Annotated in this window: 21 protein-coding genes; 14 read left to right on the top strand and 7 right to left on the bottom strand. The window is 68.0% G+C overall.

The window, feature by feature from the left end:
- Positions 1-8: 8 nt before the first annotated feature.
- Together lpdA and HD600_RS00585 are read right to left on the bottom strand one after the other, a co-directional pair.
- A complete protein-coding gene (gene lpdA, locus HD600_RS00590; RefSeq protein ID WP_144796773.1) occupies positions 9-1,406 on the bottom strand; it encodes a dihydrolipoyl dehydrogenase in 1,398 nt (465 codons plus the stop codon).
- A 9-nt stretch (positions 1,407-1,415) separates the two neighbouring features.
- Positions 1,416-2,057 (bottom strand): copper resistance protein CopC, encoded by a 642-nt coding sequence (locus HD600_RS00585; RefSeq protein ID WP_184280824.1) that lies wholly within the window; start codon positions 2,055-2,057, stop codon positions 1,416-1,418.
- Between the two features lie 99 nt (positions 2,058-2,156).
- Here HD600_RS00585 and HD600_RS00580 point away from each other — a divergent pair, with 99 nt between their 5' ends.
- The 3 genes from HD600_RS00580 to HD600_RS00570 all read left to right on the top strand — a co-directional run bounded on the left by HD600_RS00580 (position 2,157) and on the right by HD600_RS00570 (position 3,976).
- Complete coding sequence (locus HD600_RS00580; RefSeq protein ID WP_144796769.1) at positions 2,157-2,642, top strand: FHA domain-containing protein; 486 nt, start codon at positions 2,157-2,159, stop codon at positions 2,640-2,642.
- Complete coding sequence (gene ftsR / locus HD600_RS00575; protein WP_184280822.1) at positions 2,642-3,331, top strand: transcriptional regulator FtsR; 690 nt, start codon at positions 2,642-2,644, stop codon at positions 3,329-3,331. The genes HD600_RS00580 and ftsR overlap by 1 nt, the downstream gene beginning before the upstream one ends.
- A 99-nt stretch (positions 3,332-3,430) precedes the next feature.
- Positions 3,431-3,976: a MerR family transcriptional regulator gene (locus tag HD600_RS00570; protein WP_144796765.1), complete on the top strand. Its 546-nt coding sequence runs from the start codon at positions 3,431-3,433 to the stop codon at positions 3,974-3,976.
- Between the two features lie 264 nt (positions 3,977-4,240).
- Here HD600_RS00570 and HD600_RS00565 read toward each other — a convergent pair whose 3' ends face one another.
- Positions 4,241-5,056, bottom strand: coding sequence for an AAA family ATPase (locus HD600_RS00565; RefSeq protein ID WP_184280820.1), 816 nt, complete (start codon positions 5,054-5,056; stop codon positions 4,241-4,243).
- Between the two features lie 93 nt (positions 5,057-5,149).
- Here HD600_RS00565 and HD600_RS00560 point away from each other — a divergent pair, with 93 nt between their 5' ends.
- Genes HD600_RS00560 through HD600_RS00550 form a run of 3 tightly spaced genes read left to right on the top strand, consistent with a single transcriptional unit; the run spans position 5,150 to position 10,819 of the window.
- A complete protein-coding gene (locus tag HD600_RS00560; protein ID WP_184280818.1) occupies positions 5,150-8,557 on the top strand; it encodes a pyruvate carboxylase in 3,408 nt (1,135 codons plus the stop codon).
- 43 nt (positions 8,558-8,600) lie between these two features.
- Complete coding sequence (locus HD600_RS00555) at positions 8,601-10,328, top strand: MinD/ParA family ATP-binding protein (protein ID WP_338402252.1); 1,728 nt, start codon at positions 8,601-8,603, stop codon at positions 10,326-10,328.
- Positions 10,328-10,819, top strand: a complete 492-nt coding sequence (locus HD600_RS00550; protein WP_144796760.1) for a peptide deformylase — start codon at positions 10,328-10,330, stop codon at positions 10,817-10,819. The genes HD600_RS00555 and HD600_RS00550 overlap by 1 nt, the downstream gene beginning before the upstream one ends.
- 58 nt (positions 10,820-10,877) lie before the next feature.
- Here HD600_RS00550 and HD600_RS00545 read toward each other — a convergent pair whose 3' ends face one another.
- The gene (locus tag HD600_RS00545) at positions 10,878-12,704 is read right to left on the bottom strand and encodes an AMP-binding protein (protein WP_184280816.1); all 1,827 of its coding nucleotides are present in this window, start codon (positions 12,702-12,704) and stop codon (positions 10,878-10,880) included.
- 178 nt (positions 12,705-12,882) lie between these two features.
- On the opposite strand from HD600_RS00545, the gene HD600_RS00540 reads away from it, so the two are divergent.
- Positions 12,883-13,569 (top strand): lysophospholipid acyltransferase family protein, encoded by a 687-nt coding sequence (locus HD600_RS00540; protein ID WP_184280814.1) that lies wholly within the window; start codon positions 12,883-12,885, stop codon positions 13,567-13,569.
- A gap of 38 nt (positions 13,570-13,607) precedes the next feature.
- Positions 13,608-14,942 (top strand): class II 3-deoxy-7-phosphoheptulonate synthase, encoded by a 1,335-nt coding sequence (locus tag HD600_RS00535; protein ID WP_184280812.1) that lies wholly within the window; start codon positions 13,608-13,610, stop codon positions 14,940-14,942.
- A 58-nt stretch (positions 14,943-15,000) separates the two neighbouring features.
- On the opposite strand, the gene pknB is transcribed toward HD600_RS00535, so the two are convergent.
- Entirely contained in the window at positions 15,001-16,950 is a 1,950-nt protein-coding gene (gene pknB / locus HD600_RS00530; RefSeq protein WP_184280810.1) for a Stk1 family PASTA domain-containing Ser/Thr kinase, read from the bottom strand.
- Between the two features lie 64 nt (positions 16,951-17,014).
- On the bottom strand, positions 17,015-17,977 hold the full coding sequence (locus tag HD600_RS00525; RefSeq protein WP_241731694.1) for a LysM peptidoglycan-binding domain-containing protein: 963 nt from the start codon (positions 17,975-17,977) through the stop codon (positions 17,015-17,017).
- Positions 17,978-18,151: 174 nt separating this feature from the next.
- Between HD600_RS00525 and HD600_RS00520 the strand changes: the two genes are divergently transcribed.
- The gene (locus tag HD600_RS00520) at positions 18,152-18,499 is read left to right on the top strand and encodes an Rv2175c family DNA-binding protein (protein WP_184280808.1); all 348 of its coding nucleotides are present in this window, start codon (positions 18,152-18,154) and stop codon (positions 18,497-18,499) included.
- Positions 18,500-18,502: 3 nt separating this feature from the next.
- Here HD600_RS00520 and HD600_RS00515 read toward each other — a convergent pair whose 3' ends face one another.
- Positions 18,503-19,591, bottom strand: coding sequence for a polyprenyl synthetase family protein (locus HD600_RS00515; protein ID WP_184280805.1), 1,089 nt, complete (start codon positions 19,589-19,591; stop codon positions 18,503-18,505).
- 87 nt (positions 19,592-19,678) lie between these two features.
- Here HD600_RS00515 and HD600_RS00510 point away from each other — a divergent pair, with 87 nt between their 5' ends.
- The 5 genes from HD600_RS00510 to HD600_RS00490 all read left to right on the top strand — a co-directional run bounded on the left by HD600_RS00510 (position 19,679) and on the right by HD600_RS00490 (position 24,159).
- Positions 19,679-20,068, top strand: coding sequence for a DUF3040 domain-containing protein (locus tag HD600_RS00510; protein WP_184280803.1), 390 nt, complete (start codon positions 19,679-19,681; stop codon positions 20,066-20,068).
- Between the two features lie 249 nt (positions 20,069-20,317).
- Positions 20,318-20,749, top strand: coding sequence for a division/cell wall cluster transcriptional repressor MraZ (mraZ, locus tag HD600_RS00505; protein WP_144796742.1), 432 nt, complete (start codon positions 20,318-20,320; stop codon positions 20,747-20,749).
- Between the two features lie 100 nt (positions 20,750-20,849).
- Positions 20,850-21,788, top strand: a complete 939-nt coding sequence (gene rsmH / locus HD600_RS00500; protein WP_184284577.1) for a 16S rRNA (cytosine(1402)-N(4))-methyltransferase RsmH — start codon at positions 20,850-20,852, stop codon at positions 21,786-21,788.
- The gene (gene ftsL, locus HD600_RS00495; RefSeq protein ID WP_241731693.1) at positions 21,785-22,363 is read left to right on the top strand and encodes a cell division protein FtsL; all 579 of its coding nucleotides are present in this window, start codon (positions 21,785-21,787) and stop codon (positions 22,361-22,363) included. The genes rsmH and ftsL overlap by 4 nt, the downstream gene beginning before the upstream one ends.
- 17 nt (positions 22,364-22,380) lie before the next feature.
- Positions 22,381-24,159 (top strand): peptidoglycan D,D-transpeptidase FtsI family protein, encoded by a 1,779-nt coding sequence (locus tag HD600_RS00490; protein WP_184280801.1) that lies wholly within the window; start codon positions 22,381-22,383, stop codon positions 24,157-24,159.
- The last annotated feature ends 10 nt before the right edge of the window (positions 24,160-24,169 follow it).

The raw sequence follows: 24,169 nt of genomic DNA, 5'->3' as shown, positions 1-24,169 counted from the left end.
GTGTCTGATCAGAAGTTGATCATGTGGCCCGCGAGGCCGTGGAAGCCCTCCTGCAGCGCCTCCGACAGCGTCGGGTGCGTGTGCACGTTGCGTGCCAGCTCCAGGGCGGTGAGGTCCCACTTCTGCGCGAGGGTGAGCTCGGGCAGAAGCTCGGACACGTCCGGGCCGATCATGTGGGCACCGAGCAGCTCGAGGTGCTCGGCATCCGCGATCATCTTGACGAAACCGACCGGCTCGCCGAGACCGTGCGCCTTGCCGTTGGCCATGAAGGGGAACGAGACGACCTTGATCTCGCGACCGGTCTCCTTCGCCTGCGCCTCGGTGAGTCCGAAGGAGGCGACCTGCGGCGAGCAGAACGTCGCGCGGGGCATCATGCGGTAGTCGCCGAGGGTCTGCGTCTCCGCGCCGCCGATCGTCTCGGCAGCGACCACGGCCTGGGCCTCGGCCACGTGTGCGAGCTGCAGCTTGGCGGTCACGTCGCCGATGGCGTAGATGCCGTCCACGTTGGTGCGCATGTGGTCGTCGATGTCGATGGCGCCGCGCTCGGTGAGCTTCACGCCGGTCTTGTCGAGACCGAATCCTTCGACGTTGGGTGCGAATCCGACCGACATGAGCACCTTGTCGGCCTCGATCGAGCTCTGCTGGCCGTCCTTGCCCGTGTACGAGACCGTGACGGACGAGCCGTTGTCGACGACGGACTCGACCTTGGTCGAGGTCAGGATGTCGACGCCGTAGTTCTTGTACTGCTTCGTGATCTCCTTCGACACGTCGGCGTCCTCGTTGGGGAGCGCGCGGTCGAGGAACTCGATGATCGTCACCTTGACGCCGTAGTTGGTCATCACGTAGGCGAACTCCATGCCGATGGCGCCGGCGCCGACGATGACGATCGACTTCGGAAGCTCACGCGAGAGGATCTGCTCCTCGTACGTCACGACGTTGTCGCTGAGCTCGACGCCGGGAAGCAGGCGCACCTTCGAGCCGGTCGCGATGATGGCGTTGTCGAACGTGACCTCTTCGGTCGAGCCGTCGGCCTTGGCGACGGAGATCGCCTTCGGACCGGTGAAGGTGCCTCGGCCGTCGTACTCGGTCACCTTGTTCTTCTTCATGAGGAAGTGGATGCCCTTGACGCGACCGTCCGCGACGACACGGCTGCGGTCGAACGCCTTGCCGTAGTCCATCGTGAATTCGCCGGAGATCCCGAAGAAGTCGGCCTTGTGGTTCAGGGTGTGTGCGAGCTCCGCGTTCTTGAGGAGAGCCTTCGAGGGGATGCAGCCCACGTTGAGGCACACACCGCCCCAGTACTTCTCTTCGATGATCGCGGTGGAGAGTCCGAGCTGTGCGCTGCGGACTGCGGCGACGTACCCGCCGGGGCCCGCGCCGAGGATGACGACGTCGTAGTGTGGCATGCCTCCAGCCTAACGCTCCGAGGGGGCGTCCGATCCGGATTCGGCGGGCCGGCGGCGGCGCAGCAGCAGGAAGAGCAGGAACGCCACGATCAGCAGGATCACCGCTCCGGCGATCAGCCAGCCGGGGGAGAACGATGCGATCGACTCCATGTTCGGGTCCTCGACCGGTTCGGAGGTCTGCGACTGCTCCGGTGCGGGGGCGGCGGTGGCCTCCTCGGCGGGGGCGGTGGACGGCTCCTCCGGCTGCGAGCCGGTCGTGACGGTGAAGGAGAACTCGCCCGATGTGGGGTGCCCATCGCTGGAGACCACCTTCCACAGCACGTGATACTCGCCCGCAGGCGCGTCGGTTGCGAGGGGCTGCGTGACGAGGGCGCCGTCGACCTGGGCCGGTCCCTCCGCGACTGCCTCTCCTTCCGGATCCGTCACGACGACCTCGGTGGCGCCTTCGCCGCCGATCAGCGCGGCGCTGAACGTCAGAGTGAGCTCCGCGGGCAGTGTGTCCACAGTCGCATCGGCCGCCGGCGAAGACTCGACCAGCGCGTCGTGTGCGGCCGCGGATGACGGCCAGGCGAACAGCAGGACGAAGGCGGCGAGGAGCACGGCGGCGATGGTGGACGAGGCGGTCGGTCGACCGATTGTGAGAGTGCGCACACCTCAACCATAGGAAACGGTCGTGTGGGGTCGCTGTGTCCCACAGACCCTCGCTCGGCGACGCCTCGATCCGTTAGTGTGGTGGGGAGGAGGGCCACCGTGACAGATTTCGAAAGCCGACCGGCTCGCGACGAAGCCATTCATCGCGACGGCGAGCAGCGCCACGACGCCACGCAGACGTTCGGACACGATTCCGATCTTTCTTTCGTGCCCTTCGGCGCCGAGCTCACAGAGGTCGAGCAGTCGGCCATCGCAGCTCTGCCATCAGGGTCGGCTCTGCTGCTGGTCCGTTCCGGCGCGCTGGCGGGTGCTCGATACCTGCTCGACACCGACGTCACGACGATCGGACGCCACCCGGAGGCGGACATCTTCTTCGATGACGTCACGGTCTCGCGACGTCACGCCGAGATCACCCGGTCGGGGAGCGCCTTCGAGATCATCGATCAGCGCTCGCTCAACGGCACCTACGTCAACGGTGAGCGCGTGGACCGCAGTGCCCTCGCCAACGGCTTCGAGCTGCGCATCGGCAAGTTCCGTCTGAACTTCTTCGTGTCGCCCGCCGACCTCGCCGCGGCGACGGAGTGATGGCGGCGCTTCCGGCCCGCGATCGCTCAGCGTCCGCGGGGCTCTTGAGCATCGGTCAGGTGCTCGCCAGGCTCACACCGGACTTCCCGGATCTCACCTCGAGCAAGCTGCGTTTCCTCGAGGTTCAGGGCATCGTCAGCCCGTCCAGGACGGAGTCCGGGTACCGAAAGTTCTCGCAGTCGGACATCGAACGTCTGCGACTCGGGCTCACCCTTCAGCGTGATCACTACCTGCCGCTCAGCGTCATCCGCGAGCAGCTCGACGAGGCCGAGGCCAACGGAGAGACGGGGCTCGCGTTCGCGCCCCCTGTCTCCATCGCACCCGCCCCTCGGCGATACCGTCGCGACGAACTCCTGTCGGCCGCCGGAGCGGGACCGCAGATCCTCAACGACGCCATCAGCACCGGCATCATCACCGCTGCGGAGACCTATCCGGAGTCCACGGTGACGCTGCTGCGCGGTCTCGTCGCGCTCGACCGCCACGGCATCGAGCCGCGCCATCTGCGTACGCTGCGGCAGAGCGCGGAGCGCGAGGTCTCGCTGATCGAATCCGCGATGTCCTCGCTGCTACGGCGGACCGACGCCACATCTCGCGGCAAGGCGCGCGAGATGGCGCCGCAGCTCGCCGCCAAGATCGACGAGGTGCGAGCGGCCTTCGTGAACGAAGCGCTCGCTCGCGTTCTTTCGTAACGAACAGGTTGCGACACACCTTCGCCGCGCGGCGGATGTGATTGCCCGGGGTGGGGCACTGCTCTACCGTTGAGGTAAGCCCGTCAGAGAGGAAGTCATATGAATGCGGATGAGCGTGCAGGCGACCCGCGGTTCGTGACCGAACTCCTCTTCACGGACGGTCTTCCGGCCATGGATGACGAGGTCGGTTATCGCGGAGCGGTCGCCGCCCGCGCGGCCGGCATCACCTACCGTCAGCTCGACTACTGGGCTCGGACGGAGCTCGTCGAACCGACGGTGCGCGGTGCCAGCGGATCAGGTTCGCAGCGCCTCTACGGCTTCCGCGACATCCTCGTCCTCAAGCTGGTGAAGCGGCTCCTCGACACGGGCATCTCCCTGCAGCAGATCCGCACGGCCGTCGACCAGCTCCGTGCCGCCGGCATCCGCGACCTCGCAGGCACCACGCTCATGAGCGACGGCGCCTCGGTCTACCTGTGCACGTCCAACGACGAGGTCATCGACCTCGTCAGCCGCGGCCAGGGCGTCTTCGGCATCGCAGTCGGCAAGGTGCTGCGTGAGGTCGAGACCACGCTGGTCGAGTTCGACCCGACTGCACCGGACCCCGTCGACGAACTCTCCGCGCGTCGCGCCAAGCGCACCGCGTAGCCGAGGCTCTGGGGCTCCGAGAGGTTCGTGCTCTCGGCGAGGTTTCGACTCGCCTTCGGCTCGCTCAACCCGTTCGTCTGCGGCGGCTTCGCCGCCTCCGCTCAACGACCCGCCAAAGGCCAAGGCCCGAAGGTCGCTCCTGCGGGTCGTTGAGCGAGGAGCGGAGGGCTCCTGCGGGTCGTTGAGCGAGCGCAGCGAGACGAAACGCGTTGAGCGAGGAGCGGAGCGACGAGTCGAAACGTCTCGTCCTCACGCAACGAGCTCTCAGGAGGAGGCGGCGCCCGCCTCGGGAACAGGCACGCGCCCGGTGCGGATGATCCGATCCAGCAGCGCGTCGAAGTCCGCCGCCAGCTCCTGTGCGGAGTCGCCGGGCCAGATGTGCAGCGGCTTCGCCGCGCCCTGCGCCTGCTGGAGCGAGGTGCGCTCCGGCAGCTGCGGCGAGAGCACGAGGGGGCCGAACATGTCACGCAGCTCCTTGATGCGGAACTGGTGCTCGATCGACTGCGGGCGCACACGGTTGACCACGATGCCCAACGGCTGCAGACGAGGGGAGAGGCCTCGGCGGATCTCCTCGATGGCACGAAGGGCCCTGTCGGCTGCTGCCACGGAGAACAGGCCGGGCTCGGTGACGACCATGACGCGGTCGCTCGCCGCCCACGCCGTGCGGGTGAGCGCGTTCAGCGATGGCGCACAGTCGACGAGGACGAGGTCGTAGTCGCTCTCCACGGACGCGAGCGCCTCTTCGAGCTTCCACACGTCGCGCACGCTCGGGTGCGGGCCGTCGTAGTTGATCGCGGACGGGCTGCCGATGAGCACGTCGATCGTTCCGGGGTGCACCTTCGCCCATCCGCTGGAGGTGATCGCCTGACGGACGACCTTCTCCTTCGGGTTGGCCAGGACGTCGGCGATGTTGAGCCGCCCGGCGATCTGGATGTCCATTCCCGTCGAGACATCGGACTGGGGGTCGAGGTCGACGACGAGGGTTCGGACGCCGCGGGCGAAGGCCGCAGAAGCCAGACCGAGAGTCACGGTCGTCTTTCCGACACCGCCCTTGAGAGAGCTGACGCTGAGTACGTGCACGGAGACCACGTTACCTTCCCCTAGGCTTGGAAAACACTCAGCCCCGCCCCGTGTGCGTCGACAACGCCGCACATCGAGCCATCAGAGGTGTGCATGTTCCAGAAGATCCTTGTGGCCAATCGCGGCGAGATCGCGATTCGTGCTTTCCGAGCGGCGTTCGAGGTGGGAGCGCGCACTGTCGCGGTCTTCCCGTATGAGGACCGCGGCTCGCAGCATCGGCTGAAGGCCGATGAGGCGTATGAGATCGGCGAGCGCGGTCACCCTGTCAGGGCCTACCTCGACGTCGACGAGATCATCCGAGTCGCTCGCGAGTCGGGCGCCGATGCGATCTACCCCGGCTACGGGTTCCTGTCCGAGAACCCCGAGCTGGCCGAGAAGGCCGCGGCGAACGGCATCGTGTTCATCGGGCCGCCGTCGAAGGTCCTCGAGATGGCGGGCAACAAGGTCGAGGCGAAGCGTCACGCGATCTCCGCCGGCGTCCCCGTCCTCCGGTCCACCGAGGCATCCGCCGACGTCGACGATCTCGTGGCTCAGGCCGATGAGATCGGATTCCCGCTCTTCGCGAAAGCCGTCGCCGGCGGTGGCGGTCGCGGGATGCGGCGGGTGGAGTCGAAGGCCGAGCTCGCCCCCGCCCTCGCCGAGGCGATGCGCGAAGCGGAGAGCGCATTCGGGGACCCTCGGATGTTCCTCGAGCAGGCGGTCATCCGGCCGCGTCACATCGAGGTGCAGATCCTGGCCGACAAGTCCGGCGAGACGGTCCACCTCTTCGAACGTGACTGCTCGGTCCAGCGTCGCCACCAGAAGGTGGTCGAGATCGCGCCGGCCCCGAACCTCGACGACAGCATCCGTTCGGCTCTGCACGGATACGCGATCGCCTTCGCCCGTTCCATCGGATACGAGAACGCGGGCACCGTGGAGTTCCTGCTGGAGACAGCGGGGGAGCGCGCCGGTGAAGTCGTCTTCATCGAGATGAACCCGCGCATCCAGGTCGAACACACCGTGACCGAGGAGGTCACCGACGTCGACCTCGTCCAGACCCAGATGCGCATCGCATCGGGGGAGACGCTCGCCGAGCTCGGCCTCCAGCAGGAGAACATCCACCTTCGTGGTGCGGCGCTGCAGTGCCGCATCACGACCGAGGACCCCACCCAGGGCTTCCGCCCCGACACGGGCAAGATCACCACCTACCGCTCACCGGGTGGTGCCGGCATCCGCCTCGACGGTGGAACGGTGCACCAGGGGGCGCAGATCAGCCCGCACTTCGACTCCATGCTGTCCAAGCTGACCTGCCGCGGACGCGACTTCCCCGCTGCCGTCGGCCGCGCACGGCGCGCGCTGGCCGAGTTCCGGATCCGTGGCGTCTCGACGAACATCCCCTTCCTGCAGGCGCTGCTCGATGACGACGCCTTCGTCGCCGGGGACGTCAGCACCTCCTTCATCGACGAGCGTCCTGACCTGTTGCAGGGGCGCGTGTCGAAGGACCGCGGGACGAAGCTGCTCAACTGGCTCGTCGATGTCACGGTCAACAAGCCCAACGGAGAGCACCCTGGGGCGATCGACCCGATCTCCAAGCTGCCGCAGATCGACCTCACCGCGGAGCCGGCGCCCGGATCTCGCCAGCGTCTGCAGGAGTTGGGCCCCGACGGGTTCGCGCGCAGCCTCCGCGAGCAGAAGCCCCTGGCGATCACGGACACGACGTTCCGGGACGCGCATCAGTCGCTGCTGGCGACGCGGGTCCGAACCCGCGACCTCGTCGCCGCGGCTCCCTACCTCGCCCGCCTGACGCCCGGCCTCCTCTCCGTCGAGGCATGGGGCGGGGCGACCTACGACGTCGCCCTGCGATTCCTCGGTGAGGACCCGTGGGAGCGGCTCGACAAGCTGCGTGCGGCGCTGCCGAACATCAACATCCAGATGCTGCTGCGGGGGCGCAACACCGTCGGATACACCCCGTATCCGACGGCGGTCACCGATGCGTTCGTGAACGAGGCCGCCGCCAGCGGCGTCGACATCTTCCGCATCTTCGACGCGCTCAACGACATCACGCAGATGCGCCCCGCGATCGACGCCGTCCGCGCGACGGGCACCTCGGTCGCCGAGGTCGCCCTCTGCTACACGGGCGACCTGCTCGATCCCGCCGAGGACCTGTACACGCTGGACTACTACCTGCGTCTGGCCGAGCAGATCGTCGACGCGGGCGCTCACATCCTCGCGATCAAGGACATGGCGGGTCTGTTGCGGCCCGCCGCCGCCGCGAAGCTCGTCACGGCCCTGCGCGAGCGGTTTGACCTTCCGGTCCACCTGCACACGCATGACACCCCGGGCGGCCAGCTGGCGACCCTGCTCGCGGCGAGTGCCGCAGGCGTCGACGCCGTGGATGCGGCATCCGCGCCGTTGTCCGGCACGACGAGCCAGCCGTCCCTCTCCTCGCTCGTGGCAGCGCTCGCGCACACCGAGCGCGACAGCGGCATCGACCTCGGAGGAGTCTCCGACCTCGAGCCGTACTGGGAGGCCGTGCGCAACCAGTACGCGCCGTTCGAATCCGGGCTTCCCGGTCCCACGGGCCGTGTCTACCATCACGAGATCCCCGGCGGTCAGCTGTCGAACCTGCGTCAGCAGGCGAAGGCGCTCGGGCTCGCCGGCGACTTCGAACTCATCGAGGACATGTACGCTGCGGCGGATCGCATTCTCGGGCGGGTGCCGAAGGTGACGCCGTCGTCCAAGGTCGTCGGCGACCTCGCCCTGCATCTGGCAGCGGTGAAGGCGGATCCGGCGGACTTCGAGGCGAACCCGGAGAAGTACGACGTGCCCGACTCCGTGGTGAGCTTCATGGCGGGGGAGCTCGGCGATCTGCCGGGGGGATGGCCGGAGCCGTTCCGGTCGAAGGTGCTGGCCGGGCGTCAGGTGCGCCCAGGACTCACCGAGATCTCCGCGGACGACGAGAAGGCTCTCGCCGGATCCCGCACGGAGCGGCGCGACCGCCTGAACACCCTGCTGTTCCCCGCTCCGACGCGGGAGTTCGCTCAGCAGCGCGAACTGTTCGGTGACCTTTCGGTTCTCGACACGGCCGACTACCTCTACGGACTCGTGCAGGGTCAGGAGCACCTCGTCGAGATCGATCGCGGCGTGCAGCTCTACGTCGGGCTGGAGGCGATCGGTGAGGCGGACGAGCGCGGCATGCGCACGGTCATGACCACGCTGAACGGGCAGCTCCGGCCGGTGTTCGTGCGTGATCGCTCGGTCGCTGTGGATGCGCACGAGGTCGAGAAGGCCGACACGTCCAAGCCCGGTCAGGTGGCTGCGCCGTTCTCCGGTGTCGTCACCCTCAAGGTCGAGGTCGGGGCCTCCGTCCGCGCCGGCGAACCGGTCGCGTCCATCGAGGCGATGAAGATGGAAGCGGCCATCACAGCGCCGGTCGGCGGCGTCGTCGAGCGCCTGGCGATCGGTGGCACGCAGCAGGTCGACGCCGGAGACCTTTTGGTCGTGATCACTCCGGAGAAGTAATCTTGTGCGGGCGACACGCTCGCACAGGCTTGGAGTGACAGAAGTGACATCGAAGAACAATCGCGACGACGCCGAGGGCGACGACCTCGGCGTCCTCGACGAATCCGCCTCCCTCGACACGACCTCGTTGGGCGTGCTCGGGCAGACGGCGCAGGTGGCCGTGGTGATGCCCGGGCGCGACGAGGACGACGACCTGACGGAGGATGCCGTCGTCGACGGTGAGATCCCGGCGGCGAGCTTCGAGATCCTGCTCGAGAGCGGTAAGAACCTCGTCGTGGAGCCGTCGCAGTCGGACGCAGAGGAACCAGAGGACGTCGCGCACGTCGAGGAACCAGAGGATGCCGACGGCACCGAGCAGCAGGATGCTGCGGAGGACGACAGCGCCGCGGTCGATGCGGATGTCGTGGACGACGCCGAACCCATCGTGGAGTCCGCTCCAGTCGTGCCCGCCGCACCCGCGGCCAAGGCCGAGCCGGCGGAACCCGCCGCGAAGGCCGAGCCTGCCAAGCCTGCGGTGAAGGCCGAGCCTGCGAAGCCTGCGGTGAAGGCCGAGCCCGCGAAGTCCGCCGTGAAGACGGAGCCTGCCACGCCGGCCGTGAAGGCTGAGCCGGCCGCGAAGGCTGAGCCCGCCGTGAAGGCCGAACCCGTCGCGAAGACCGACGCCGCCGTGCCGGCCCAGGCGATCGCGAAGAAACCGGCGGCGCCGGCTGCGGAGCAGACAGCATCCGCAGCATCCGCACCCGCCGCATCCGCGAGCACGCCCGATCGCCCGGCCGAACTGACGCTCGCGTCGAAGCGACTGGACGACCAGCGCGGCCAGTCCTCCAGGGAGACCGCCGATCTGCTCACGGCCGATCGCCTGCTCACCCCGAGCCCGCTGACCAAGCCGGAGCCGGAGGGCACCTGGAGTCACCTGCTCTACACGGTCTCCGGACGCCGCATCAACATCGGCGACGGCCGCAAGGCACGGGAGCGCAAGGCGCTCACCGCGCGGATCGCCAGCCCGCTGGGTGGGAGCGCGCGCTTCGTGCCGATCCTGTCGCGCAAGGGTGGCGTCGGCAAGACCACCATCACCGCGCTGCTCGGAATGGCCCTCGCGGACGCCCGTGAGGACCGCGTGATCGCCGTCGACGCGAACCCCGACCGCGGGACGCTCGCCGACCGCATCGTCCGTTCGCAATCGGGCAAGTCGGTGCGGGACCTCGTGCGCATCCACGACGAGGTGAAGGGCTATCACGACATCTCCGCGATCGTGGCGCGCGATTCCACGCGCCTCGACGTGCTGGCATCCGACACCGATCCGCGCATCGCCGACGCGTTCAGCGATGAGGACTACCGCAACGTCGCCGATGTCGCGGCGCACTACTACTCCCTCGTGCTCACCGACACCGGCACCGGCATCGTGCACTCCGTGATGGATGCGACGCTGGATCTCGCCGATCAGATCGTCATCGTCTCCGGACTCAGCGTCGACGAGGCGCGGCTGGCATCCGAGACCCTCACGTGGCTGGAGGCGAACGGTCACGAGGACAAGGTGCGCAACGCCGTCATCGTCCTCAACCAGTCCACCCCCGGCAGCCCGCTCGTGCGCCTCAACGAGCTGGAGGCGCACTTCAAGACCCGCGCGAAGAACGTCGTGCGGATGCCGTACGACCCGCAGATCGCGGGAGGCGGTGCGATCGTCTTCGCCAACCTGCAACCCGAGACGCGCACCGCGGCTCGCGAGCTCGCTGCGCTCCTCATCGAGGGCCTTCGGGCGAGGTCCGCCTGATGACCGCTCGCGAGATCCGGATCTTCGGGGACCCCGTGCTCCGAACCGTGTGCGCTCCGATCGACGAGATCGACGACGGCGTGCGGTCCCTCGTGGCCGACCTCATCGACAGCGTGAAACTGCCAGGTCGGGCGGGCGTCGCCGCGCCGCAGATCGGCGTGGCGGTGCGCGCGTTCAGCTACAACATCGACGGTGACGTCGGCTACGTGCTCAATCCCGTGCTGACCGAGGTGCGCGGAGATCCCGTGCCGACGGGGGAGGGATGCCTGTCCGTCCCGAATCTGTGGCACGACGCCCTTCGTCACCCCTGGGCCCGCGTCGAGGGCATCGATCTCGACGGCAATCCCGTCGTCCTCGAGGGGGAGGGGCTGCTCGCCCAGGCCCTCCAGCACGAGACGGATCATCTCGACGGCAAGCTGTATCTGTCGCGTCTGACACCGGAGGATCGCAAGATCGCGATGCGCCAGGTACGCGAGAGCGACTGGTTCTGACACAGAAGAGGCCCCCTGCACTCGGTGCAGGGGGCCTCTTCTGTGTCAGCGTTCGGGCTCAGCCGATCGCGACGTTGGTCGTCTGAACCGGCTCGTCGTAGATCGCGGAGATCTCACCGGCGAAGTCCGACACGATCACGTTGCGCTTGATCGACATCTTCGGCGTGAGGTGTCCGCTCGCCTCGGTCCACTCCGTGCTGAGGATGGTGAACTTTCGGATCGACTCCGCACGCGAGACGTTCTTATTGGCGATGTCGATGGCGCGTTGCACCTCGGCGCGGACCGCGTCGTTCTTCGCGGCATCCGCCAGGGACATGTCCGCCGGGAGGCCGTTGTTGCCCAGCCACGTGGGGAGCATCTCGGGATCCAGCGTCACGAGCGCGGAGATGAACGGCTTCTGATCTCCGACGACGACGACCTGGCCGACGATCGGGTTGGCGCGGATCGGGTCCTCGAGCGCTGCAGGGGCGACGTTCTTGCCGCCGGCGGTGACGATGATCTCCTTCTTGCGGCCGGTGACGGTGAGGAAGCCCTCGGCATCGAAGCTGCCGATGTCGCCGGTGCGGAACCAGCCGTCGTCGAACGCCTCGGCGGTGGCCTCCGGGTTGTTCCAGTATTCCTTGAAGACGTTGACGCCCTTGACCTCGATCTCGCCGTCCTCGGCGAGGCGGACGCCGACGCCGGGGAGCGCGGGGCCCACGGTGCCGATCTTGGACTTGTCGGCGAGGTTCACGGTGGCCGGCGCGGTCGTCTCTGTGAGGCCGTAGCCCTCGAGGATCACGACACCGAGGCTGTGGAAGAAGTGGCCGAGGCGCGCACCGAGCGGCGCGGAACCCGACACGGCGTACGAGATGTTGCCGCCCATCGCCGCGCGCAGCTTGCTGTAGACGAGCTTGTCGAACAGCGCGAACTTGATCTTCAGCCCGAACGGGATCTTCTCGCCGTCCTGGAGGAGTCTCGAGTGCTCGATCGCCGCTGCGGCGGCGGCGCGGAAGATCTTGCCCTTGCCGCCGCTCTCCGCCTTCTGCTCTGCGGAGTTGTAGACCTTCTCGAAGACACGGGGGACGGCGAGGAGGAAGGTGGGCTTGAACGACCCGAGCGCGGGGAGCAGCTGCTTGGTGTCCGGCTGGTGGCCGGTGCGCACTCCCGCGTGGACGTTGAGGATCGAGATGAAGCGTGCGAAGACGTGAGCCGTGGTGATGAACAGCACGGTGGAGGCGCCCGGCGTCTCGACGACGGCGTTGAGGGCCTTCGCGGAGTTGCGGGAGAGCTCGACGAAGTTGCTGTGGGTGAGCACGCAGCCCTTCGGGCGGCCGGTGGAGCCGGACGTGTAGATGAGCGTCGCGATGTCCGAGCCGACCGCGAGGTTGCGGCGACGGTCGATCTCGGCGTCCTCGACCTCGACGCCCGCCGCGGTGAGGGTGTCGATCGCACCGAGGTGCATCTGCCAGACCTCGCGGACGAGGGGAAGGTCGCCGCGGACCTCGTCCACCTTGGCGAAGTGATCGGCCGATTCGACCATCAGGGCGATCGCGCCGGAGTCCTCCATGATCCACTGGATCTGGGCGGGGGAGCTGGTCTCGTAGATCGGCACCATGACCGCGCCGGCGTAGAACAGTGCGAAGTCGATCAGCGACCACTCGTACGTGGTGCGGGCGAGGAATCCCACCTTGTCCCCGGGCTGGATGCCTGCGGCGACGAAGCCCTTCGCGAGTGCGATGACCGCGGTCTGGAAGTCGGCGGCGGTGATGTCGCGCCAGCCCTCGCCGTCGGGAACGGAGAAGAGAGGGCGGTTCGGTGTCGCCTCGACGCGCTTCACCAGCAGATCGCTGATGTTCGCCTCGGGGTCTGCGGGGACGACGGCGGGGACTTCGAATTGGACCACGGCAACTCCTTCGGTACCGGTCGGGCACGGCTTTCCCCGAGTCTAGGGCACAACCTCGCTCGGACTCGGCGATTTTGGTATCCAGTAGCGTATCAAGTGACACTCAGTCGCATGCGCCGCCGAGCGGTCGTCGAGCCGCGATCGAGAGATCGCGGGGCCGGGGATAGACTTCCTGACGATGTTCTACTGGCTGATGAAGTACGTGGTGGTCGGCCCCATCGTCAAGGCGGTCTTCCGCCCCTGGATCGTGGGGCGCGGCAACGTGCCCCGCAACGGTGCGGCGATCCTGGCGAGCAACCACCTCTCGGTCTCCGACTCCATCTTCCTTCCGCTGCTCATCGACCGGCCGATGAGCTTCCTCGCCAAGAGCGACTACTTCACCGGACGCGGCCTCAAGGGGTGGGCGACGAAGAACTTCATGAAGGCCACCGGTCAGATCCCCATCGACCGCTCAGGCGGCAAGGCGTCGGAGGCATCCCTCAACACCGGGCTCCAGGTGCTGGGACGAGGGGACCTGCTCGGTATCTACCCCGAGGGCACCCGGAGCCCCGACGGCAAGCTCTACCGCGGACGCACGGGCATCGCCCGGATGGCACTCGAGGCCAAGGTCCCTGTGATCCCCGTCATCATGGTCGAGACCGACACCGCCATGCCGATCGGCCGCACCATCCCTCGCGTCGTGCGCGTCGGCATCGTGATCGGCGAGCCGCTCGACTTCTCCCGGTACGCCGGCATGGAGAACGACAGGTACATCCTTCGTTCGGTCACGGACGAGATCATGGTAGCCCTGCACCGGCTCGGTCAGCAGCAGTACGACGACGTGTACGCATCCTCCGTCAAGGAGCGGATGCCGCGCTCCGCGTGACGGTCCTGGGGGAGCCCGCATCCCAGTAAGCTGAGGGCATGCCACAGCAGCACGATCTCGACACCTGGCGCGATCTCCCGATCAAGCAGCAGCCCTCCTGGCCGGACGCCGAGCGCGTGTCCGACATCTCCCGCCAGATCGCCACGCTGCCGCCGCTGGTCTTCGCCGGCGAGGTCGACAACCTCCGCGACCGACTCGCCCGTGCGGCCTCGGGCGGGGCGTTCCTCCTGCAGGGCGGCGACTGTGCCGAGACGTTCGCCGGTGCGACCGCCGAACAGATCCGCAACCGCATCAAGACCGTGCTGCAGATGGCGGTCGTCCTCACCTACGGCGCATCCATGCCCGTCGTGAAGATGGGCCGCATGGCGGGACAGTTCGCCAAGCCCCGCTCCAGCGACACCGAGACCCGGGGCGACGTCACCCTCCCCGCGTACCGCGGCGACATCGTCAACGGCTACGACTTCACCGAGGGCTCGCGCCAGGCGGACCCAGGGCGCCTGCTGCAGGGGTATCACACGGCGGCGTCGACGCTGAACCTCATCCGTGCGTTCACGCAGGGCGGGTTCGCCGACCTCCGCGAGGTGCACTCCTGGAACAAGGGCTTCGCCCAGAACCCGGCCAACCAGCGCTACGAGCGCATGGCTGCCGAGATCGACCGCGCGATCAAGTTCATGGAGGCCGCCGGCGCTGACTTCGACGAGCTCAAGCGCGTCGAGTTCTTCACGGGCCATGAGGGCCTGCTGATGGACTACGAGAGCCCGATGACGCGCATCGACTCCCGGACGGACACCCCGTACAACACCTCGGCGCACTTCCTGTGGATCGGCGAGCGCACGCGCGACCTCGACGGCGCGCACGTCGACTACTTCTCGAAGATCCGCAACCCCATCGGGGTCAAGCTCGGTCCGACGACGACTCCTGAGACGGCACTCGCCCTCATCGACAAGCTCGACCCGAACCGCGAGCCGGGGCGGCTCACCTTCATCACCCGTATGGGCGCCGGAAAGATCCGCGACGCCCTCCCGCCGCTGCTCGAGGCCGTCCGCGACTCGGGCGCGACGCCGCTGTGGGTCACGGACCCCATGCACGGCAACGGCATCACCACGCCCACCGGATACAAGACGCGTCGCTTCGACGACGTCGTCGACGAGGTGCGCGGGTTCTTCGAGGCGCACCGCGCCGTCGGCACCTTCCCCGGCGGCATCCACGTCGAGCTCACCGGTGATGACGTCACCGAGTGCCTCGGCGGATCGGAGCAGATCGATGAGCAGGGACTCGCGACCCGCTACGAGAGCCTCTGCGACCCCCGCCTCAACCACATGCAGAGCCTGGAGCTGGCCTTCCTCGTCGCCGAGGAGCTCGAGAAGCGCTGACGCGCAACGACCGAGAATGCATGAACCGCCCTTCCGGATTCCGGGAGGGCGGTTCTGGTCACAGGCCGCTGCTGCGGATGAGCAGGGTCACTTCGCTTCCGGCGCGGCGCATCGCGCCGGCGGACGGGTCGGTGCCCGACACCTCGGTGAGCGCGTTCGGGAACGGCGTCCAGAGCACGTTCCAGGTCGGTTCGAACCCGGCATCCCGCAGGGCCTGGGCCGCCTCGTCGCGGGTCATCCCGGCGACCGACGGCACCTCGAACAGCTGCGGCCCCAGCGAGACGACAAGGGTCATGGTGTCCCCGGGGCGCCAGTTGCCGCCGCCGTCCCGCTCGCCGGTCCGGATCACCCGACCCTGGTCGACGTCGTTGTTGTACTCCTCGATGGTGTTCGTGTCGATCTGCTTCTCGCCGAGGGCGTTGGCGGCTTCGCTCGCCGTCATGCCGACGACATCGGGCAGACCGCCGAGCGAGACGACGAGGTTCACCGAATCGGCCTCGAACGCGTCGCATCCCTCGCCGCAGGCGATGGCGTCGCCGCCTCCGCGCGGGACGACGTCGGCATTGATGACGATGCCGACGTCCGCGCCCGAGTACAGCAACAGGTCGTCGTCGGACACCGTGAGGCCGAGCTCGGCGAGATAGGCGCGTGCATCGTCAGCGGTCCTGCCGTTGAGTGCCTCGATGCTGCGTGGCGCAGGGCCGCTGGAGACGAACACGGTCACCTCGGTACCGCCGTCGAGTCGTTCCCCCTCCGCGGGGTCGGTACGGATCGTGAGCCCAGGCTCGATCTCCACGGAGCTCTCTTCCGCGCGCACGGGCACGAAGCCCTCTTCCGACAGTGCGGCAGCGGCCTGATCGTAATCGAGCCCGGCGACGGCGGGAACGGCCACCAGCGAACCGGGTCCTGAGCCGAACCACCACCCGACGCCGCCCGCCAGCACGGCGAGCAGCAGGACGAGAGCGAGCAGGAACGCACCGCGCGCCCGTCGCTTCGACGTCTTCCTGCGCAGCAGGGTGGCGTTGTCGATCGGCTGCTGTGCGGCGGTCTCATCGGCCGGCTCATCCGCGACCATCGTCGCCGGCATGACCTTGGTCAGGTCTCCGGAGTCCGAATGGGTGCGCATGGGCACCGTCATCTTCGACGTCGAGGCGGGGGAGATGCCGAGCTGCCGCTCCACCTCGCGCAGCCGGTCGAGCATCTGCTGCGCGTCGTCGGGTCGGTCATCGGGCGACTTCTCGGTCGACCACAGCACGAGCTCATCGAGCTGCTCCGGGACACCGGGATTGCGGACGCTGGGACGGGGCACGGATTCGGTCGCGTGCTGGAACGCGATCTGCATGGGCTGCTCGCCCTTGTAGGGCTGCTCGCCGACGAGCATCTCGTAGAGCATGATGCCCAGCGCGTAGATGTCGCTGCGCGCATCGGCGGTGCCACGGGTGACCAGTTCGGGGGCGAGATAGGCGATGGTGCCGAGGAGCTGCTGTCCGGTGGCGGTGTTCGCCGTGGTGGCCCTGGCCAGGCCGAAGTCACCGATCTTGATGCGTCCGTCCTCGGCGAGCAGCACGTTCTCCGGCTTGACGTCGCGATGGACGATCCCTGCTTTGTGCGCGGCGGCGAGGCCGGAGAGGATCGCGTCCATGATCGAGATCGTCTGCGGGACGGACAGGCGCTTCTGCTCGCGCAGGAGTTCGCGCAGTGTGATCCCCGGGAGGTACTCCATGACCAGGTAGGCCAGTTCGCCGTCCTGACCCTGATCGAACACGTTGACGACGTGCGGATCGGCGAGGCGGGCGGCGGCGCGGGCCTCCTGGATGAAGCGGCTCTGGAACACCGAGTCGTCGCTGAGGTGCCCGTGCATGACCTTCAGCGCGATGCGTCGCTCGAGTCGGAGATCCGTGGCGACGTAGACCGTGGCCATGCCGCCGCGTGCGATTCGTGCACGTACGCGGTACCGGCCGTCGACAAGCCGCCCGATGAGGGGGTCGGCCTGCTGATTGGTCGTCACGTACAGATTCTATGGAGAAGTGGGGCGGAGCCCCGGGAACGCCTCACCCTTTGGGCGGGGCTTGTCAGCCGTAGAGTGCGATCCATTCCTGCGCCGCAGACTCCCACGCCGCGTAACGCTCCGGGTGTGCGGAGATCTGCACTGCCTGCGCGGCATCCGCGAAGGACATGCTCTCCCAGCCGGGGACGTCGAGAAGCCCCCGGGTGGTCGTGCCGTCGGGATTTGACGCCCCGAGGAAGAAGGAACGGATGCTGTGGCCGCGGTCCATGATCTGGTCGGGCGTGCCCCAGCCGGTGCTCGGGCGCTGCTGGAACAGGCCGAGCGAGTCACGGTCACCCCAGTCGAGGTTGCGCAACCAGGACTCCACCATGGCGGTTCCCAGCGCGATCATGATGCCGCGGTCCGCGACGCCGAGCTCGCGCCCGATGCGGATGATGAGCGTCGCGTTCTCCGCCTGCGGGGCGTTGAGAGCGGTCGACGGCGCGGTCTCGGATGCTGCGGGTGCGGGTGCGGGTGCGGGTGCGGGTGCGGCATCGGCGATGGCGAGGCTCTGGCCCGGGTAGATGATCGACTGACGGTCGAGCCCGTTCGCGGCCAGGAGCGCATCCACGGTCGTGCCGTGCTTCTGGGCGATCGCGAAGACCGTGTCTCCGGCGACGACCGTGTGCGAGGTCGAGGCGGCTGGTGCTGCGGTCTGCGGCGCCGGGGTCGGGGCCGTGGTCGACGGCGCGAGCGCGATGGTCTGACCGGGGTAGATCACCGAACGCCATCCGAGACCGTTCCACGCCAGGACATCCGCGGTCGGCAGCCCGAAGCGCTCGGCGATCGCCGACACGGTGTCGCCGGACTGCACCGTGTAGGTCGTGGGGGCCGTCACCGCGGGGGTCACGCGGGTCGCCGACGGGGGAGTGGCCGCCTTTCCCGTCCTGGTGGGGACAGGGGCGGTGTCCGAGGTCGCGGCCGCCGGTGCGGGGACCGCGCTCAGGGATCCGGCGAGTACTCCGACGATGGCTGCCGGCGCACTCATCCTGGCGTACCGTGATCGGTTCTGCATTGCGGTGAGTCGCAAGGTGTTCCCCCTTTTCGGACCCCTGCAACGCTGACACGGATGTAAACACGTGTCAACCAGAGTGACTGATGTGACGGAAGTGAATCACAGCCACGATGTGCGTACGAAGAGCGGAGGTGAGATCATCGAGTCGTGTCTGATGCAGGAGAAGCCCCCGCCCTCGAATGGCTGACCACCCCCGATCTCGTCGAGGTCCTCGGCGAACCGCTCGGACGGGTCCGCCGGCTCATCGCCGAGCAGTACCTGGTCGGGTCCACGCGCAACGGTGCGTTCGCCGTGCCGAGCGTGTTCATCGTCGACGGTCATCCGTTGGCGTCGCTGCGCGGCACGATCATCGTGCTCGCGGATGCCGGGTTCACCGACGACGAGATCATCGACTGGCTCCTCACCGAAGAAGAGGAACTGGGGCGCACCCCCATCGCCGCCCTCCTCGACGGACACAAGAGCTCCGTGCGCCGCGTGGCGCGCACCCTCGCCTGAGGCTCAGGCCGTTCGCACCGTCGCCGCCCTGGCGAGGTCGCGCAGGTCGCTGACGGACGCGTTGTCCAGACGCGCACCGACGAGTGCGCGATCGGCCTCCGCGGCATACGCGGTGATCATCTCCTCGACCCTCTCCAGCGCTCCGGATCCCGCGATCGTCGCCTGCAGGGCGGCCACCTGATCCTTGTCCAGCTGCGGGTCGCCGAGCATCTCGTCGATGAGGCGGCGCGCCGAGGCGTCGAGGCGCTCCCTCGTGAGAGCGATCAGCACGGTCCGCTTGCCCTCCCGCAGGTCGTCACCGGCGGGCTTTCCCGTCACCGACTCGTCGCCGAAGACACCCAGCACGTCATCGCGCAGCTGGAACGCCATCCCGATCGGGAGTCCGAAGGCGCGCAGGGCGGCGCTCTGGTCGGCGTCCGCGCCGGCGAACGCCGCGCCGAGGGCCAGTGGTTGCTCGATGCTGTACCTGGCCGCCTTCAGTGAGACCACGCGGAGCGCTCGCTGGGCGTGCTCGTCATCCGGGCTGACCTTCCACGCCGACTCCTCCGCGATGTCGAGGAACTGACCGACCGTCACGTCCCGTCGCATGCGGGCGTAGACGGAGCGCACCTGGGCGGCGAACGGGTGTCCGGCCAGCGCCTGCTCCAGCAGGTCGTCGCTCCACGAGATCAACAGGTCGCCGAGCAGGATCGCCGAGGACCGGCCGAACGCCTCGGGGTCGCCCGCCCATGTCTGCCCCACGTGGCGCTGCTGGAGAGCGCGATGGGCTGCGGGGCGGCCGCGGCGGGTGTCGGAGTTGTCGATGAGATCGTCATGCACGAGCGCGGCGGACTGGAAGATCTCGAGCGACGCGCACAGGTCCCACAGCGGGTCCGTCTCGGTCGCGCCGCGATCCGCGAAGCGGGCGACGGCGCGCCATCCGGAGTGACAGAAACGCGCGCGCAGCCGCTTGCCGCCCTGCAGGGTCTCGTCGGCCGCATCGAGGAAGAGCGCGGCGTCGGGGCCGTACTCCGCCGACTCCGTCCGCAGGCCGTCGAAGAAGCGATCCAGACGGGTGGCGACCGCCTGCTGGACTTGGGTGGAGAGGGGCACGATAATCAGCTTAGGTTCTCAGCGGAACCCTAGCCTCGAAGATGCCGCGGGGCGTAAACTGAAGACACTCGAACCGAGGGGGGCGTCATGCCACTGTCCGAACAGGAGCAGCGTCTGCTCGATGAGATGGAACGCCATCTCCTCCACAACGACGCCGACATCGTCAGTGCGCCGTCAGGCGATCGCGTCATCAGCTATCGCAACCTCGTATACGGAGCCGTACTGCTGCTGGTCGGCATCGGTGCGCTCGTCGCAGGTGTCGCCGCCGGCGGTCAGCTCGGTCCGATCGTGAGCATCATCGTCGGCGTGATCGGTTTCGCCGCCATGCTCACCGGCGTGATCCTCGCCGCGACGCCGACCCGCCGCAGTGGTCCGCCCAGCCCGGCAAAGGGCGCGACGCCCCGAACGCCGCAGAGTTCCTCCTCCTTCATGGACCGCATGAACGATCGATGGGATCGCCGCCAAGACGGTCGCTGACCCTCTCCGCCTTTCAGGCCCGGATGCATGTGCATCCGGGCCTTTTCTGTGTCCGGCGACGTCCTCCACTGATGCTCCACTGTCCTCCACCGGCGTTTAGCACCCTCGAGCCGCATGATCACGCGGGAGTCGTCGTCCTGTCGTCCGAAGTGCGGCATTCTTTTCCCGATTGCTCGTAGGAAAGTGGAGGAAAGTGGAGTAAAGTGGGGGCACACCTCGATCGGGCCGGAATGGAGGGGGTGATGGCCGATGTTGTTGGGAACGCACTCCCCGAAACTGGACGACAAAGGTCGCGTCATCCTGCCGGCCAAGTTTCGCGAGGACCTCGGCGGCGGCATCGTCGTCACGCGCGGTCAGGAGCGCTGCCTCTACGTGTTCAGCACGGCGGAGTTCGAAGCGATGCATGAGCGGATCCGGCAAGCGCCGCTCAGCAACAAGCAGGCCCGCGACTTCCTGCGCATGTTCCTCTCCGGGGCGAGCGCGGAGATGCCTGACAGCCAGAACCGCATCACCATCCCCGCTCATCTCCGGCAGTATGCAGGGCTCGAGAAGGAGCTCGTCGTCACCGGCGTCGGCGCGCACGCCGAGATCTGGGATGCCGCGGCATGGAACGACTACCTCGCAGCAGGCGAGGAGACCTACTCCGATCTCGAGCAGGAGGTGATCCCGGGACTCTTCTGACCTCGGCTGTGATGCCCCGCCGCTCCCGCCCCGACACACTTCCCCGGTGCCGGGTCGAGAAGCGGAGGGGGATCAGGGCCGATGGTCTCCCGACACGATGATGAACCTCCGCGACATCCACACCCCGGTTCTGCTCGAACGCTGCGTCGAGCTGATGGCTCCTGCCCTCACCGCCGATGGCGCCGTCGTCGTCGATGCGACGCTCGGCATGGGCGGTCACTCCGAGGCGCTGCTCGAACGGTTCCCGAACATCCGTCTGGTCGGCCTCGACCGTGACACCGACGCACTGCGCATCGCAGGGGAGCGGTTGGCCCGCTTCTCCGACCGCACCACCTTCATCCACACCGTCTACAACGAGATCGGCCGATACGTCCAGGACGCCTCGGCCATCCTCATGGACCTCGGTGTCTCCTCCCTCCAGCTGGACGAGGCGGACCGGGGCTTCGCGTACTCCAAGGACGCACCGCTGGACATGCGCATGGACCAGACCGACGGGATCACCGCGGCAGAGGTCCTGGCGACCTACAGCGAGGGAAACCTGCGCCGCATCTTCGAGCGCTACGGCGAGGAGAAACTCGCCGCACGATACGCGCGCTTCATCGTCCAGGCACGTGCGGACAAGCCCTTCGTGCGCTCTCAGGATCTCGTCGACGTGCTGCAGGCGGCCACTCCGGCGGCGGCTCAGCGCACCGGCCACCCGGCCAAGCGGGTGTTCCAGGCGCTGCGCATCGAGGTCAACGCCGAGCTGAGCGTTCTCGCCGACGCGATCCCCGCAGCCATGGACGCCCTCGCCGTCGGCGGCCGCATCGTCGTCATGAGCTACCAGTCCCTGGAGGACCGGCTCGTCAAGCAGGCGTTCGCCGCGGCATCCGCGTCCACGGCGCCCGCAGGACTCCCCGTCGAACTGCCGGAGCACGCCCCCCGGTTCCGCACCCTGACCAAGGGGGCCGAGATGGCCGGCGAGGAAGAGAAGGCGCGCAACCCGCGTGCGATCCCGGTGCGTCTGCGCGCCGCAGAGCGAGTGAGGAAGGCAGCATGAGCAGCGCCACCGCCGCAGCGATGCGGCCGAGCATCCAGCCGGAGAAGAGCACCCCTCCCCGGACCGAGCGGCCTCTCCGGCCGGTCACGGCTCCTGCGCCGCGCCGTCGCCCGAAGCTCGCCTACGCGCTGATCGCCCTCGGCGGCGCGGCAACGATCGCCGTCGCGCAGATCGGTCTCTCCCTGGCCATCACGCACGACTCGTTCGTCCTCGCCGATCTCACGTCGCAGCAGCGCGAGCTGAACCTGCAGACCAGTGCGCTGCAGGACGACCTCGCCGGGATCGCCTCGCCTCAGTTGCTCGCGACGAAGGCAGCGGATCTCGGAATGGTCGTCGCGGGCTCCGCGTCCTACCTCCGGCTCAGTGACGCGGCGATCCTCGGTGCGAACAAAGAAGCCGACGGGCGCTCGACGATCGACCCGACCGGAAGCGGTGCGGTGCAGAACGCACTCCTCACAGACGAGGAGGCCGCAGCAGCCGCACAGGAGAACGTGGGCGACAGGGCCGGAGGGGCGCGAGGCCCCGATCTCCCGCCGCCCATCACAGACGGGCTGCCGAGCCCGACCACCCGCTGACAGACACGGAGAGCAGCATGACGACACGAGCAACGCGCGGCCCGCGCCGCCGAACCGTCGTCGCCCTCGCGGTGATCCTCGCCGTCCTCTCCGCCTTCGTCGTCCGACTCGTCGACATCCAGGTGGTCAGCGCCAACGAGCACGTCGAGGACTCGCTTCACGTGGGAAACCTGGGAAGCACCGAGACCATCCACGGCGACCGCGGATCGATCGTCGATGCGAACGGCATCACCCTCGCCTCCAGCGTCAAGGTCTACGACGCCCAGCTGAGCCCGAGCCTGATCATGCAGCTCGAGAGCGACGAGGACCGTCCGCCGAAGGTCTCGTGGCACGAGGCCGCCGAAAGGATCGCGGAGATCGTCGGACAGGACGCCGACAAGCTTCGCGCGGCTGTCGCCGCCAATCTCGAGGAGAACCCTCACTCGCAGTACTACCAACTCGCGAACGGACTGAGCACCGAGAAGTATCTTGAACTGCGCGATCTCGGCCTCGTGTACCTCGCCGCGAAGCCACGCGAGACTCGGGTCTATCCGAACGGTGCCGTCGCCGGAAACGTCGTCGGGTATGTCGACAACGCCGGTGAGGGGCAGGCCGGCGTCGAGCAGATGAACGCCGAGTGCCTCGCGCCGACGAGCGGGGAGCGCACCTACCTCCGCGGCAAGGACGGGGTCGTCATCCCCGGGAGCGAACGGACGGTGGATGCCGTCGACGGCGGCACGGTCCAGCTGACGATCAACAGCGATCTGCAGTGGTACCTCCAGCAGATGATCGCCGAGGAGGCGCAGAAGCAGGCGGCGAAGGCGGGAACGGTCACGGTCGTCGAGGTGGCGACGGGCAAGATCCGCGCGGCCGCGGAATGGCCGTCCCTCGACCCCAACGACCTGGACGCATCATCGCCCGACGACTGGGGGACGCGCGTGTTCGGCACGACATTCGAACCGGGCTCGACGTTCAAGGCCATCACTGCGGCGGCCGCGCTGGACACCGGCGCCGTGGACATGAAGACCACCATCTCCGCCGCCGGCCGGGAGACCTTCCCCAATGGAGCCGTCATCAACGACCCCTTCCGGCACGACACCTATCAGTACACGATCGCCGGGGCGCTCATCGACTCGTCCAACGTCGCGCTGTCCAAGATCGGAACCACGATCGATTCGCAGACGCGCTTCGAGTACATGCAGAAGTTCGGGGTCGGCGACAAGACGATCTCCTTCCCCCGCGAAGAGGGCGGTGTCGTCCACGCGCCCGAGAACTGGGACAGCCAGACGCTGTACGCCACGACGTTCGGTCAGGCGTTCACGGTGACGGCGCCCCAGGTGGCCGGCGCGTACCAGGCGATCGCCAACGGAGGAGAGAAGATCGATCTCTCCCTGCTGGAGTCGTGCACGACCGGAGAGGGCGACGTGGTGACGCCACCCGCACCGCACCGGGAACAGATCATCTCCGAGAAGACCGCCGCTGAGGTGACGCGGATGCTGGAGAACGTGTCGGTGCAGGGCGGTCTGAGCCAGCAGATCGAAGTCCCGGGTTACCGGGTGGCGACCAAGACCGGTACCGCACAGAAGGCCGACGGCGGCGGATACATCGCCGGGAAGTACTTCACCAGCATGGTCGGCTTCGCGCCGGTCGATGACCCGCAGTACGTCGTGGTGGTAACTCTGGACGAGCCGACTAAGGTTGTATCGTCCGCAGCGACAGCTCCTGCTTTCCAGAAGGCGATGACCCAGGTCCTGAAGACCTACCGCGTCTCGCCGTCCACCACCCCGATGGACGAGCTGCTCCCGAAGTACAACTAGCCGGCGTTCC

This window comes from Microbacterium ginsengiterrae, assembly GCF_014205075.1.
In the GTDB taxonomy this organism is placed as follows: domain Bacteria; phylum Actinomycetota; class Actinomycetes; order Actinomycetales; family Microbacteriaceae; genus Microbacterium; species Microbacterium ginsengiterrae.
This window is presented reverse-complemented; position numbering and strand designations above follow the sequence as displayed.